Origin of the sequence: Brevibacillus migulae (assembly GCF_004521915.1) — a bacterium.
GTDB classification, from domain to species: Bacteria; Bacillota; Bacilli; order Brevibacillales; family Brevibacillaceae; genus Brevibacillus_F; species Brevibacillus_F migulae.
Genome location: NZ_SDKD01000002.1, coordinates 111,425 through 125,317, shown reverse-complemented (window position 1 = coordinate 125,317; position 13,893 = coordinate 111,425). Strand labels below are relative to the sequence as shown.

The 13,893-nt window shown below is 50.0% G+C and carries 16 protein-coding genes; all 16 read right to left on the bottom strand.

Annotation, left to right across the window (positions count from 1 at the left end; translation table 11 throughout):
• Positions 1-26: 26 nt before the first annotated feature.
• A complete protein-coding gene (locus tag EIZ37_RS02710) occupies positions 27-827 on the bottom strand; it encodes a phytanoyl-CoA dioxygenase family protein (protein WP_167568643.1) in 801 nt (266 codons plus the stop codon).
• The gene (locus tag EIZ37_RS26615) at positions 802-2,193 is read right to left on the bottom strand and encodes a redoxin domain-containing protein (protein ID WP_328591339.1); all 1,392 of its coding nucleotides are present in this window, start codon (positions 2,191-2,193) and stop codon (positions 802-804) included. The genes EIZ37_RS02710 and EIZ37_RS26615 overlap by 26 nt, the downstream gene beginning before the upstream one ends.
• A 27-nt stretch (positions 2,194-2,220) precedes the next feature.
• Positions 2,221-3,072 (bottom strand): phytanoyl-CoA dioxygenase family protein, encoded by an 852-nt coding sequence (locus tag EIZ37_RS02695; RefSeq protein WP_134683019.1) that lies wholly within the window; start codon positions 3,070-3,072, stop codon positions 2,221-2,223.
• Positions 3,073-3,092: 20 nt separating this feature from the next.
• On the bottom strand, positions 3,093-3,839 hold the full coding sequence (locus EIZ37_RS02690; protein WP_134683018.1) for a class I SAM-dependent methyltransferase: 747 nt from the start codon (positions 3,837-3,839) through the stop codon (positions 3,093-3,095).
• Positions 3,836-4,591 (bottom strand): class I SAM-dependent methyltransferase, encoded by a 756-nt coding sequence (locus tag EIZ37_RS02685; RefSeq protein ID WP_134683017.1) that lies wholly within the window; start codon positions 4,589-4,591, stop codon positions 3,836-3,838. The genes EIZ37_RS02690 and EIZ37_RS02685 overlap by 4 nt, the downstream gene beginning before the upstream one ends.
• A 14-nt stretch (positions 4,592-4,605) precedes the next feature.
• Entirely contained in the window at positions 4,606-5,433 is an 828-nt protein-coding gene (locus tag EIZ37_RS02680; protein ID WP_134683016.1) for a phytanoyl-CoA dioxygenase family protein, read from the bottom strand.
• Entirely contained in the window at positions 5,402-6,595 is a 1,194-nt protein-coding gene (locus EIZ37_RS02675; RefSeq protein ID WP_167568641.1) for a glycosyltransferase, read from the bottom strand. Before EIZ37_RS02675 ends, EIZ37_RS02680 begins: the two co-directional genes overlap by 32 nt.
• 14 nt (positions 6,596-6,609) lie before the next feature.
• A complete protein-coding gene (locus tag EIZ37_RS02670) occupies positions 6,610-7,719 on the bottom strand; it encodes an aminopeptidase (RefSeq protein WP_134683014.1) in 1,110 nt (369 codons plus the stop codon).
• Positions 7,713-8,714: a hypothetical protein gene (locus EIZ37_RS02665; protein ID WP_134683013.1), complete on the bottom strand. Its 1,002-nt coding sequence runs from the start codon at positions 8,712-8,714 to the stop codon at positions 7,713-7,715. Before EIZ37_RS02665 ends, EIZ37_RS02670 begins: the two co-directional genes overlap by 7 nt.
• Before the next feature lie 10 nt (positions 8,715-8,724).
• On the bottom strand, positions 8,725-8,970 hold the full coding sequence (locus tag EIZ37_RS02660; protein ID WP_134683012.1) for an acyl carrier protein: 246 nt from the start codon (positions 8,968-8,970) through the stop codon (positions 8,725-8,727).
• 16 nt (positions 8,971-8,986) lie between these two features.
• Positions 8,987-10,027 (bottom strand): hypothetical protein, encoded by a 1,041-nt coding sequence (locus tag EIZ37_RS02655; RefSeq protein ID WP_134683011.1) that lies wholly within the window; start codon positions 10,025-10,027, stop codon positions 8,987-8,989.
• A 2-nt stretch (positions 10,028-10,029) separates the two neighbouring features.
• Entirely contained in the window at positions 10,030-10,839 is an 810-nt protein-coding gene (locus EIZ37_RS02650; RefSeq protein WP_134683010.1) for a phytanoyl-CoA dioxygenase family protein, read from the bottom strand.
• A gap of 29 nt (positions 10,840-10,868) precedes the next feature.
• Complete coding sequence (locus tag EIZ37_RS02645) at positions 10,869-11,648, bottom strand: sugar phosphate isomerase/epimerase family protein (protein WP_167568639.1); 780 nt, start codon at positions 11,646-11,648, stop codon at positions 10,869-10,871.
• 130 nt (positions 11,649-11,778) lie between these two features.
• The gene (locus tag EIZ37_RS02640; RefSeq protein ID WP_134683008.1) at positions 11,779-12,501 is read right to left on the bottom strand and encodes a sugar phosphate nucleotidyltransferase; all 723 of its coding nucleotides are present in this window, start codon (positions 12,499-12,501) and stop codon (positions 11,779-11,781) included.
• A 14-nt stretch (positions 12,502-12,515) separates the two neighbouring features.
• On the bottom strand, positions 12,516-13,049 hold the full coding sequence (locus EIZ37_RS02635) for a phosphatidylglycerophosphatase A family protein (RefSeq protein ID WP_134683007.1): 534 nt from the start codon (positions 13,047-13,049) through the stop codon (positions 12,516-12,518).
• 27 nt (positions 13,050-13,076) lie between these two features.
• Complete coding sequence (locus EIZ37_RS02630; protein WP_205683771.1) at positions 13,077-13,871, bottom strand: RnfABCDGE type electron transport complex subunit D; 795 nt, start codon at positions 13,869-13,871, stop codon at positions 13,077-13,079.
• Positions 13,872-13,893 lie beyond the last annotated feature (22 nt).

Below are 13,893 nucleotides of genomic sequence, written 5' to 3'. Positions count from 1 at the left end.
AAGCTCCTCTCGCGTTTGTCCAGTGGCTATTGGTAAATGGAATCTCTCATTTTGACGTGGTGCTTGTTTAATCTGCGGCGTACGGTTTCTCCCCTGCGATTCGTCAGACTCTCGTTGTACATGAAGATTTTTTCAGCACTGACCCCTGCGCATTGAAGCGCGAAGGAGCGGCGGAATTCTCCTGATGTGCCATTATCGTAGGAGCCGTGAACCACATTGCCATTCAGCACGATGACGTCGCCCGGTTCGGTATACGTATCGACTATCTCAAAGTCTTGCTCTTCGTGGAACTTTTCCTTGACTTGCTTTGACAGGTGACTGCATATCTCTGCTAACGGCACATCAATATGAAGGAATCCGTATTTGTGGCTCTTGGGGATGAAATGAAGGCCACCGTTCCCCGGGTGAGAGTGGTCGATACTGATCCAAAAAGCGCACGAGGTCTGCGGATAGGAGCCGACATCGTAGTTATCCTGGTGCAAGCGGAGAGCGGGTGCACCGGGAGGCTTTGTAAAGTAAGTATTGCCGACAATTAAGGCTTCCTCTTCTAATACTTCATGCAAGATATCAAAGATTCGGTCATCGATCATGAAGGAAAAAATATCCGCGTTTTTACGCGATGTCTCGTGAATCTCCGGAAAGAGACTGAACACCGGGTTGTCGGCTTTTTGGGTGATCTTCCCCTCTTTCACCAGATCGAACCAGACTTGATTGTGGGCACGCTTCAGGAAATTGATCTCTTCTGGGCGAAAGACATTCTTGACCACGATAAAGCCGTCCCTGTCGAATTGCTCGAGCTGCTCAACACTCAGATATTTTGGTTTCATGGGAATTCTCCCCCCTTCTGCTTTGTTCCAAAAGCGCGATGACTTCTTCCACATGTTTGTTCACTTTCACGTCATACAGGGCATTCTCGACGATTCCATCCGGATTGATGATGAACGTAGACCTCTTGATGCTCATGAAACGATTGCCTCGAAACGTTTCTTCTCCCCAGACCCCGTACATCTCGGCCACTTTGTGATCGGTATCGGCCAGAAGAGGGAAAGGGAGCTGATGCTTCGCAGCGAATTCTTCATGGGTTTCGACACTGTCTGTACTGATTCCGAGAATTTGGGCCCCGTATTTTTCGGTTAACACGTTGAAATGGTCACGAAACGAGCATGCTTGACGGGTGCAATGAGGAGTATGGTCTTGGGGATAGAAATAAAGGATGACATATTGTCCGCGATAATCCGATATACGCTTGGTACCCGTGGCGCCATGAGCAGGAAGGGCAAAATCCGGGGCAGGTTTCCCCTCCAGCGATGCGTTCTCGGCATGCGCATCGATTGTCAAATCATCCCGTTTATGGTGCTCCCAGCCGGTTGTTTTATAATAGTCTGCCACTTTATAGGAAAAAACAGATTCTTGGGTCTCAGCCACCTTTGGCTTGGTGTTCAGTCTTTTTCGCACACGCTGTCCCTGTCTATTGATCAAATGGTTGAAGTTGAGTGTCAGTCGCTCGACGCTGATCCCGCCAAAGTGTACAAGAAGTGCCCTCCTGAATCGATCCTTCGTCTCATTGGGACCCGATCCGTGGATAATGTTCCCGTTGAATATCACCAGATCGCCAGCTTGCGCGGACACATGCACCAGCCGGTATCCATCGGGCACCTCCACTTCCTGCCCTTCATCCGTGAATTGGAATTTGATATCCTTGGAGATGACCTTTGGCGGCAGCAGCTCCAGCTTGTGAGTACCTGGCGCAAAAACGAGGCCGCCATTTTCCACATCAGAATCGTCAAGACTGATCCATACAGAAAGGGATGTACCCGGATAAACCCCTAACGCCGAGTTGTCTTGATGAATCGGCATCCCGCTCATCCCCGGCCCTTTAAAATAGTAGCTTGTCGATACCACGAGCGCTTCTTCCCCGATAATCTCCTCCGCGATATCAACCACCTTGGGGGCAAGAATATGCTTCAAGACAATGGAGCTCTTCAAGTGATGGTCGCGAACACGCGGGTAAAGACTTTCATAGGGACGTTTCATCCGTTGGCGGATCCTTCCTTGACTCAGCAATTCCAACCAGTGTGTCTCGTACTCCTGTTTGATTTCATCTACTTCTTCTTTTGAAAACACACCTTTGATGACGATGTAGCCTTCTTTCTCGAGAAACTCTTTGTCTGCTGCTGTCATTCGCGTTGCCATGCCAGATCACCTCACCAGATTCCTCTTTTATTTCACCCAACCGGTATGATCGAAGTACTTTCCTTCCTTCGCGGAAAAAACCGATTTTTCATTCCCCACGATCAAAGGATTCGTATTTAAGCGTTTGCGGACCCTTTCCCCTTTCCGATTCAACAAATTGTTGAAATTCGGAAGCAGCTTTTCGGTTTGTACACCAGCAAATTGCATGAGGAGAGCCCTCCGGAATCGATTGCTTGAGTTATTGTCATATGAGCCATGGATGATATAGCCATTAAAAATCACAAGGTCACCCGATGCGGTTGGCACATCGACGACTCTGTCCCGATACTCTTCCGGCACTGTGATGCCTCTGCCGTCATCTGAAAAATAAGATAAGTCGTTTTGTTGATCCTTTTCTGGCAAGAGCGTCTTCAGATGCTGCGTTCCTGGTACAAATTGCATGCAGCCATTTTCCTGATCCGCGTCATCCAGGCTTAACCAGACGGAATAAACGGTTCCCGGTTCGATGCCAAAAACCAGATCGTCCTGATGCAGAGGAAGTCCTTTCATCCCCGGGCCTTTAAAAAAATAGCTGGTTGCGATCAAAAGGGCTTCTTCCCCCATCAGCTCTTCCAGACTGTCCATGATCCGATCATCGAGCACATAGCGGAGCAGCTCAGGATTTTCCCGGTCATAGTTATAAATGCGTGGGAACAAGCTGGCCACGGGGGCATTCGGATCCTGAGTGATTTCCTGGTTGCTGACCAGCTCAACCCAGCGCAGCTCGTACAACATTTTCATTCTTTCGATTTCTGTATCCCGAAACACGTTTTTCAGCACGACGTAGCCCTGGGTTTCATATTGCTCTTTTTCTACAGGTCCAATCAATGAAGCCGACATCGGGACTCCTCCTTTTTCGCTTATACATGCAATGGTTTTTCCGAAAGGATCAGCATCCTCTCACTCGTTACGTCCAATTTGCAAAGGCTAAACCCTCCGTAAATATCCAGCACATCGAATCCTGCTTCCTTGGTCATCCGGATTAGCTCTGTAGCGGTATACAAACGTCGATGGACAAGCGTTTTGATTCGCTTTCCGCCTTCGATCCAGGATAATTTTTCTCTGTAAACACCGGTAGCACAATCCATTTCCCGTTGCACATAGACAGGGAAGCCATCGATGTCCTCCCATCTTTTTCCGAAAGAGCCTAACACTTTTGCCTCTCTCGTTCCAATCTCGAGCACGAGCTTTCCTCCCGGCTTGAGCGCGCGATAGAACCGATGGAGTATGTCCATGTCCTGCTCTTCTGCCGAGGAAAAACCAAATGAGGTGCCCACATTGATCACGGCATCAAATTCCTCTTGGAAATCCAGGTTACGCAAGTCCAGATGGAACAGCTGCAGGGAAACTCCTGCCGATGCGGCCCGTTTCTTTGTCTCCTGGATCATGGGAAAGGAGCCGTCCACTCCTGTTACCTGATACCCCATGCTTGCGAGCGGGATGGCAAAGCGCCCATAGCCGCAGCCGGCATCCAGGATACGCTTCCCGCTGTTCTTCAATAGGGCCGTCAATTGCTCCCGTTCGAAAGTGCTTCGCTGTGTGGGATACATCTTGTCGGCATAGCTTAAAAAATGATCGTTATAGAATTCCAGCCAAGTTTCCCTCACTCCACCTCGCCCCTTTTCGCCCAAATCAACACACGTGGACTATTTACCTCCAGCCTTGAAAAATCAATGTCCCCATAGACCTCTTGCACATGTAAACCAGCATGTCTACACATTCGGATCATTTCCGTTGTCGCATAAAACCGTTGATGGAGAACCTTTTTCTTACGATCTGCTCCTTCTAGCCAACTCAATTTTTCCATCCAGTGCCCCGTCGCGCAGTCGAATTCCCTGTGGACATAGACAAGTTTACCGCCAAGCTTTTCCCAGCGCTTGCCGAACGCGCTCTGTATCCGCAATTCACGGTTTTCGTAATCCATCAAAAATTGACCGCCTGGCCTGAGGGCACGCCACACTCTCCTCAAAATATCCTGATCCTCCCACTCATGTGCGCAATAGCCAAAAGCGGTACCGAAGTTGATCACCGCATCAAATTCTTCCTCTCGATCCAGCTCGCGCATATCCTGATGAATGAATTCAACTGCTGCTCCAGCCTGTTCATTCGCGGCTTTTGCCGCATTGATGAGGATGGGGGCCCCGTCGATGCCAACCACTTGGAAGCCCGCCTGCGACAAGGGGATCGAAAGGCGTCCGGTTCCGCAGCCAAGATCGAGAATCCGGGCACCTAACGGAAGCTGAAATCGCTTGATGATCTGCTCCACTTCCAAGTCCGTTCTCGTCTTTGGGAGAATATGATCTTCAACGGAAAGGTAATCTTCTTCGAAAAACTGCTGCCAATTTTCCAACAGCGCCATTTCTTTCACCTCCTTCACATTCGCTGGTAGACTATGGGGTAGTCCGGCCCTTTGGCGACCTCGCCAGCTTTTATTTCCAACTCCGGTCGTGCTAAATGAATGGATCGAGGAAGTTCTTTCATTTTGTCGTGACTTAAGAATCTGGCTCCATCCGCGAAATACATGAGCGTGACAACCTCTCTTGTCTGTTCACTCGTGTTTGACAAGGCCGTGTGCAAAGTCCACCCCGAATGTACTGTCACATCACCTGCCTGCATGGCTCCGTAATTGACTTCGGGCAACCCTTTTCGTATGGCATGTGCCAGATTTTTCACATCTCCTTTTTCGCGATCATTCAGGGAATGCGACCCTGACAGAAATACCATGGTGCCCATATGCCGGGTGATGTCGGTAAGGGGAATCCAGATCGTCAGCGTGCGATCCGTGTCCAGAAAAATATGGTTATTGTCTTGGTGCCAGCGTGTGCTCTTATCACCGGGCTCCTTATACACGCCGTAGTTGCCAAGCATTCGTACAGAATCGGTCTCCAACAAGTCGGCGGCGATTTTTCCTAGGCGGCGTGCCAGAATAAAGGGAATCACGCCTACGCTGTATCGATGCAAATACTTGACTGTAATCGATTCCTTTTTCCCCTCCGGATCTCGCTCGTCCCACTTCCGCACATGCTTGTTTTGTTGATCCATGATCTGGCGAAAAAATGGACGGAAGTAATCGAGCGTCTCCTTCATGAGAACGCGGGGTAAATAAATGTGACCATCCCGCTTGTACTGCTCAATCTGCTCGTGAGGCACCCTGTATTCCTCACCCAAATCAAATGGAGCCAGATTCGGCGGTACGCTCATTCGACTGCCCTCCCCTGCCAGCTGATAACAATCCTTCTACATGGACGGCACAGATGTAATCTGGCCGGATCCCCTCATACGACTGCGCTAATTGAAAAGCCTTTGCTTGAAAGCTGGAATTGTTCTTGATCGTCAGAACCGCTTCTCGAATGGACGCTGGGGAAACTTCTTCCGGTGGGATAACGATTGCCACTCCAAGCTCCCGACAGCGTTCCGCCAATCGTGGATGATCCGCTCCCAGCGGAATAATCACCATCGGGACACCATACCGCATGGCTGTTTGCAGTGTGCCGCACCCCCCATGCGTTACCACCACATCAGCCACGGGCATGAGCTCATGATGATTCGGATGATCGGTTCTCCAGCACACATTGCTTGGCAGCTTTTCCTTTCCGGTGTATGCCTGATTTTCGGCCACAAACAAACGGCACGGTTGCTCTGCGAATGCCGCGATGCTGGCCATTTTGTATCGTTCGATAATGTGGCGGTATTCAATCCGCGGGGAAGAGGAGGCGCAGATGACGATGGTGGTTTGTTCGTTTGGCAGGTTTTCCCTCCTTCTGATGGCAGGGGCGGATTCTTGCTGCCCGCACGGTCCAACAATCCTTGCAGATGGCGGCAGTGAGGGGAGATCGGGGGATACCATGTGGGGCAGAACCATCACCAGGTGCAAGTGAGGAGACAAACCCGCATAATCACCACGGCTGCGGCGATCATCCTCTAGTGGAGGAAGGCCTAGCCCTTCGCGGACTTGATTTAATTCCTTCATATACTTCCGCCGCATCTTTTGGTTGACCAAAGGATTCCCCGGTATTTGATGATCGGGCAAGGGAACCGTCGTCTGAAAGCTGGCCCACTTGATTCCCATTTTTTCAGCCACGAAAGCGGGTGCACTTTGCGCAGAGTCACAGAGAACCAAATCGACAGGCGTTTTCTTTACAAAAGCGAGGATGTCGCTGGCCATCTCTTCCATAAACATCTCCGGAAATTTGTCCCAGCCTATCTCGTGAAATGCCAACCCCGCTGATTCCACCAGACTTTGATTGAGCTTGTTCCCCAAAAACCATACCTCATGTCCGCGCTTTTTCAGTTCCTTCCCCACACCTACCGCCGGAAGCACATGACCCAGCATACGTTGACTTACGATCAGTATCGTCGCCATCGGCATCTCCTTCTTTAATAGGGGTTTAGATGTGACAGCTCTTCCGAAACAAAATAACCATTTTTCCGGACAAGCACATCATCAAAATACAGCTCGCCTCCCCCATGCTCCTCCAGCTGCGATAACACCAGATCCCAATGGACAGAAGAAACGTTTCCGTTATCCGCCATCGGGAGGGCGTGTCCGATTGCCAGGTGGACGCTGCCGGCCATTTTTTCATCAAACAATAGATTGCTGACAGGAATACGCAAATGTGGATTCAGGCCGATGCCGAATTCTCCAAGTCTGCTTGCCCCTTCATCCGCCTTCAGGATGCCCATCAGCTTTCGATTGTCATTGCTGACGGCGTTCACGATTTTGCCGGCTTTGAATTCGAAGCGTACATGGTCAAAAGCCATCCCGAGAAAAACGGCCGGCACGTTGAAGGCGATCGTGCCTTCCACAGAATCCAGAATGGGTGCCGTAAATATCTCGCCATCCGGCAAATTGAATTGGCCATTACAAAAATAGTTGGGGATTCCTTTGATCGAGAAAGAAAGATCGGTGCCTGGGGCGACGATACGGACGCGATCTGTCTGTGACAAAATGTCTGCAAGCGCCTGGGCACCTTCTTCCAGCTGGCGGTAGTCCATGTTGCACGCGCGAAAATAGAGATTGGTAAATGAATCGAGGCTCATGCGGGAAAGCTGGGCCATACCGGGGGTCGGATATTTCAGGATGATGTACTTTCCTGTTCCCACCATCCCTGATGTCATCGGATAGGCATAATGCTTCAAATAGAGGTCGAATTTCTCCGGAGGGATATCATTCCATTCAAAGATGTTTTCATCGGTCCGAATGCTGATATAGGCATTCATGTTTTTTAATTTGTACAGCTCCTGCTTCGTCCAGAGCATGATTTGTTCCTTGGAGCATCCCATAATGATGCTCTTCAGATGATGGATTGGCATCACGCGTAGATATGGCTGGGCCCCGATGCGATAGAGTTCCTTGATGATGGCTTCCACGAGCTCGTCGGCTTCTCCCATCAGATCGATAAACACCCGGTCATTTGTCTGCAGCTGCAAGGAATCTCCTACGATCTTTTCGGCCAGCGTCTTCCATTCATTTTGTCGGTTCAACATGCCTCTTGTTCACCTACCATTCGTTCGAGTTCCTTGAAGAAGGATGTTTCCATGCTGACGATTTGATGCAAGTAATCAACCAGCTTGTCCCGATAGTCCCGCTCCGGCTGTTTTTTCCATTTCATCACGACGCCTAATACCAGAGACCATCCCTTGCATAAGTACGTCAGTTCCTCCACCCATCCAGACCGTACGAAGGATGCGGGGATCGCTTTTTTTTGCACCGCGGTTTGCCATAATTCACGCAGTCTGCGGAAGTAATGGATGTCAAACTCCAAGCGATCCAACCGGGCAATGAGGCTTGGCAGCGGGGCGTCCTCTACCGCCCGTACGAACGCTTTCAAGTTGTCGAGGCCGCCATCGACGGTCATCTGCCGTACGGAATCACCCGCCAAACGGATAAACGCTTCATCCCACGTAAAGGAAGCACCATCCTGCTGTGTCAGAAAGGCTGGTCCCCCTTGCCCCATCTTCTCCCAAGAGGCAAGGAAAACTTCCCACGGAATCCGGCCAATACTGCCCTGGAACCATTCGCTTGTTCCCGTCTCATCAACAATTGTGATGTGCGTATCATCAACGTCGATCACCAGCGCCCAATGATTCACTTCATATAGCTGATGGTATCTACTTAATGGCATGGTAAATGCCTGGTAGTAGATCAAGCAGTATCCTTCCCCATCGAAAATGGAACGGATAATGGATTGAATCCGGTCTGCTTGCACAACACCGAACCGGTTCAAACGCCACCCTTTTTGAAGCGTTGGTTCCATGCGGCGCAGCAGCAATCCACTATGCCTACAGTCAAACGAGCCCAGGAAAACCTGCATCAGTTCAGGCTCTCGTTTCCATTGCAATACTTCCTTTACGCAAAGCTGGAAACAATCCAGGTTGCGTTCGGAGAAGCCGTTCTCATCCGGAAAACGCCAATCCAGCTTCCCTTTCGCAAGGATTTCTGCGGCTAGGTGTTCTTTCTCCCGTTTTGTACCTTCAGCCATGGTCTCCCCCCTAGTTGTGCTGGATGTAACGGCTTACCAATTGACTGATCATTGCGACAGTAGCAAAATTGTCTAAAGAAATATCCTGGTCTTGGATTTCGATCCCAAATGAATCCTCCAGCTCAACCACGAGCCGGATATAGTTCATCGAATCCATTCCCACCTCCTCTAACGGGGTGGCGGAATCAAATTCGGCTTCGGGGAGTACTTCTTTGACACACGTCACCACAGTTTCTTCAATCGCTTCTAACTTCATGGTTATACACCACCAATCAGGAGTATTTTTTCAGATGATGAAAGACCAGTGCCTCTTTCATAAGCGGATGCGCTCGGCGTTCCGCCTCATAATTTTTGGCAAAGAGGCCGCTAATTTCTTGCAGCAATGCGGGATCACGGGATCGTTGATATTGAAGCGATGACGAACGGATCACGGCCAGTCCTTTCTTTGTCTTTTCATAAAAGCCTTTGATCCGCTCCGCGAAAATTGGGTCCATATTGCCGAGAAAATCGAGCCGACGATTCATCGCTGCGTTGTGCTGGATCATTTTGTAGACCATCACGTTCCAAAAAGCAAACTCGGATTCGAGAATGGTGCCGCCCCTTTCACACTCGCTTTCGAAATATTCGGAAAGCGCTAATGACACCGGAAACCCGACTGCAAAAGTGTTCCCAGCTTTGTCACGGGAATGGACAGCACCACGGTCCAGGGCAAAATAGATGGAATGCATATCCGGACCGCTGTCTTTCATATCGCGCGGACGAATTCCTACGATCGGGAACCCGTAAAAAGCAAACCACCGCTGGGCATTCATTTCTGTATCCAGGACGCGCTGCAACTCACGCTCGCAATCTTGATAGCTAATCTTGGTCGCACCGTAAACCTTGCCCTCCACATCAAAAGCCAACATCTCAAATGCCTGCTGTTCATCATCAAAGCCGTAGATGAGAGCCTCATGTACCAGATCGGCAGCGTGGCCATAATATTTTGACGCTTGGATATACCGCCAATTGAAGTAAAGGACGACATAGTGCTGATTCGATATCGCCTTCCGAATCGTGCTGACCCAATCGACAGATTTCACCAACGGAAACTCCTCGAGAATCTCCTTGTATATGTCCAGATGCTCTTCAAGACGGATCATGGGAAATCCCTCAGTTACAGGAGGCGGCAGCAGTTTCAGATTGATAAAATGACTGTGAACCCATCCGATTTTTCGCGGATCAGCCATGACGATACTCAACCGATACTGATGGTAGCACTCGGTGGAAAAAGCAGGATTGTGGTGAACGGGAAGCCGTTTTTTGTTTCTCACAGCTACCCCTCTCTTCCTTGTTCATAAAGAAGCGGATGATTCGGTTCCAGCAAGCGCTCCCCCGGCTTTACCCCAAGAAAAAAGCGCTCGCTTTTTTCCAGCACATAGGCCGGATCAGCCACATAGAGAATCGTAATGACTTCTCTCGTATACGCTGACGTATTCGCATTGGCACTGTGAAGCGTCCATCCTGCATGAAAAGTGGCATCCCCTGCGCTCATCGTAGGATAGGACACTTGGGGAAGACGTGATTTGGTAGCTTTTCGCAGATGATAATGGTCTCCGCCGCTTCGCTGGTTATAATGGTGGGAGCCGGAGAAAAACACCATGGAGCCGGCTTCCTCTGTCAACGGGACCAACGGCATCCACATGGTGATCACATGATCGGTGTCCAACGGGATGTAGTTGCTGTCCTGATGCCAACCGGTCAAGCGATCACCCGGTTCTTTGAACACTGCATAATCCACCAACAAACGGACACGCTCCACGCCCATCAATTGGGCTGCGATACGGGCAAATCGCTTGCCGAAAATGAACGATTGTACGATTTCGCTTTGCTTCCAGGTGTTTTTTGCCAGTAAGGACTCTTTTCGCCCCTCTGCATCAAAGTCGATTTCCTCCAAGCCGTCCCCATGCTTGCATATGGCCTGAACGGCCTGGAGAATGTGCGGTCGGTAAAAAACGATCTCCTCGGGAAGCGCCACGTTGTCCAACTTAACATGTCCGTCTCGGCGATACGCTTCAATGGACTGATCCGAAAGCGGATATTCCCTGTTCAGGTCGATCTCTCCCGATTGGATGGAATGCGTCATATCACCAGTTCACCTCCTGCAGGAATCTTTCACATGAAGAAATTTTCCCCCAATAATAGCTGTTTGCACTGTTCAATGCTTTTTCGCGGATCCTGAACTTCGTGTTCTATCTCCACCGTTAGCCATCCAGGGAAACAGCGATTTCGGAGAAAGGAGATAATCCACGCCAAATCGACCTCCCCCTGCCCCCACTCACAAAACTGGACTCGTCCTGCGCTTACTTTCACAGCATCTTTCAGATGAATGCCGGTCATGCGATCCACATATGTCTTCAGCAGGGAAGAGATGTTCACTGAAGCCGCCAGTAGATGCCCGGTATCCGGTGTTAATCCAATGTCATCAGGCAGCCTTTCCATAAAGTAGTCAATCTCTTCCCTGGTGAAGATCACCGTTCCGCGGTGGGGATGAATCGATGTCTGTATCCCCTGATGCCGGTACCTCAGATGAATTTCCCGGATCATCTCCAGTATCCTGGCACGATCATCTCCGTCCGTCATCCCTCGCCATCTGATTCCGGGGCTCAGCACGACTGTCGATACTCCCAGCTTGCTTAATCGCTTTCCAAGCCGTTCATGGTGCAAGTACGTTTCCCGGCGATATTGTTGTGCGTGAAAGTTGCCTGTAGCGTAAACAGCAGATACCACTACATTGTGTTCCATGAGTATCCGGCGTAAATCATCGAGCTGACGATCATACCGATCGATCCAATGCGATCCGAACTCGCAACCCCGAATCCCCGAAGCAGCAATGGCCGCCACCCCTCCTAGAAAATCATCGTGCCATGGGAGCAATTGACAGGATATGTTCATGCGGCCGAACATCTCCCCCTTCAGCTGGTTTCAATCTCTTGTCCTATTTTCCCAAAGGTGCGTGCTGGCTGCTCTGCTTCCTGTCATGATTGTTTCGTGTTTTCTTCGCATCGTGATAGAACAAAGCGAGTCAAATCTGCAGATCCATCGTGCTTGCGAGACGATTGGCCTCCAATAAGGATTGGTGGGTTCCCGCATCTACCCACCAATTGGGCAAAAAGTCAAAGGTCAGGGATTGACGCCTCAGGTATTCCCGATTTACATCTGTTATTTCGAGCTCTCCTCGCTTGGATGGCTTTTGTTTGCGGATGATATCAAATACAGACGAGTCATACATGTAAATCCCGGTAACCGCATAGTTGCTCCGCGGGTTCGAGGGCTTTTCTGCCAATGAGACGATTTGACCGTTCTCAAGCTCCGCAATGCCGTAACGTTCCGGTTCGGACACCTGCTTCAACAGAATTTTGGCGCCTTCCTTTTGCTGGCGAAAAGCCTCCGTAAAGGGCCCCAGATGATCATAAAAAATATTGTCACCGAGCAGGACAACCACGGGGCCACCATTCACAAAATCTTCTGCCAACGCAAGCGCTTGCGCGATTCCCCCTGCTTCCTCCTGTACCCGATACGTAATCGAGACTCCCATCTCCGATCCGCTCCCGAGCACCCGAATCATGTCCCCCGCATTCCATCTGCTTGTGACGATCATGATGCTTCGGATCCCGATTTGCCGGAGCTTATAGAGTGGGTGGTAGATCATCGGATATGGGCCAACCGGCAGCAAATGCTTGGTCGTCACGTGCGTCAAAGGTTGTAGACGTGAGCCGATCCCGCCCGCCAAAATAATACCTTTGATAGAAATTCCTCCATTCAGGAAACACGCGTTTCTTTCAGATATTGGCCCTCTTCATCATCCCGCACATGATGGGCAACTCGCCCACAAGCAGCAGCAGCGATGGCCGCGATCAGATCATCCAGGAACGTATGAACTTCCTCAGCTGGACGAGAATCCAATTTTTGAATGACGCCGACTTTTTGCTTGTCCAAATAACCAAACGTGGTGAAGGCAATACTGCCGTAGCCCGCGCATGCCCCGGCTGCCAATGTCTCATCGCAGCCAAACAAGGGATCATCGGATTCGATAATGCTTTGCAGCGGTTCGCTCAGCCACTTGTTTTCCGCCATTTCATCCAATTCGATCCCGATCAGGATGGCGTGCTGCATTTCTCGCTTCGCAAGCACGGCCTCGATATGAGACAGACATGTATCCATCGTAAGGTCAGGATTGTAAGGTAGCTGCATGGTATACACAAGATGAGCGATATCCGTTAGTAACACTCCGCGATCCGCCAATTTTTGTACGACAATGCCCTTCAGATCATGGCCCAATACTTTCCGTTTCATAAGCTGCCTCCTTGTCTCCTCTCGATCTCATTTTCCTTCTATCTCCACAGCTCTTTTCGAACGCCAATAACGGTAAGGTATGCCTACGAGCAGCGTCACCCAAAAGGCGGCATAAAAAAGAGAGTTGGTGATCGACAGCACCCGCATGATTGCATCGATGAACGCAATCGCGACTGCAAACCATATTCGTGCTTTGCGCGTAGGCGGGGTCGTTTTGGGATCCGTAATCATGAAAAACGTAAAGAGCTGAAACGAGGCACCCAAGACAGGCCCGAGCGACCATAACCATGGATGGTCAAAGAACACTGAGCGTCCGAGTGCGAATACGACAAAGCTGACCAAAAAGGCTAACACCGTATCCAGTCTTTTCGCTGAGTAACTCGCCACGAATCCCAATAAAAGGATCAACACCATCACTTCATATCCGTTTGTCCATTGCTTCGGTGTGCTCACTGCGTATTCCGGCAGCATATACAACATGAACACGAGCGCAATGTTGTTCGGATTGAAAATATGCTGTCCCTTGTAGCGTATGAGGTGTTTCAGACTGATCGCCAAAACCGCGGCTAAGGCATATGGCCATCCTTCATCGGAGCTTAAAAGGAGGCTGATCCCTAAACCCGAAATGATGGCGCTAATCGGAAACTGGCGGATTTTTCTCAACCTGAAGAAAAAAAGCTCGGTTGCGACCGCAAATCCCACAGACGTGAAAACAGCGCTCCATTTTTGAAAAAATCCCAGATAAAGTTGGCCAACGGTTACAAAAACCAGTAGAAACGCAAGGATCAAGTAGCGTGGATCAAGTCTTTTTATCATGTTCATCGTCCGCCAGCCTCTACATGTG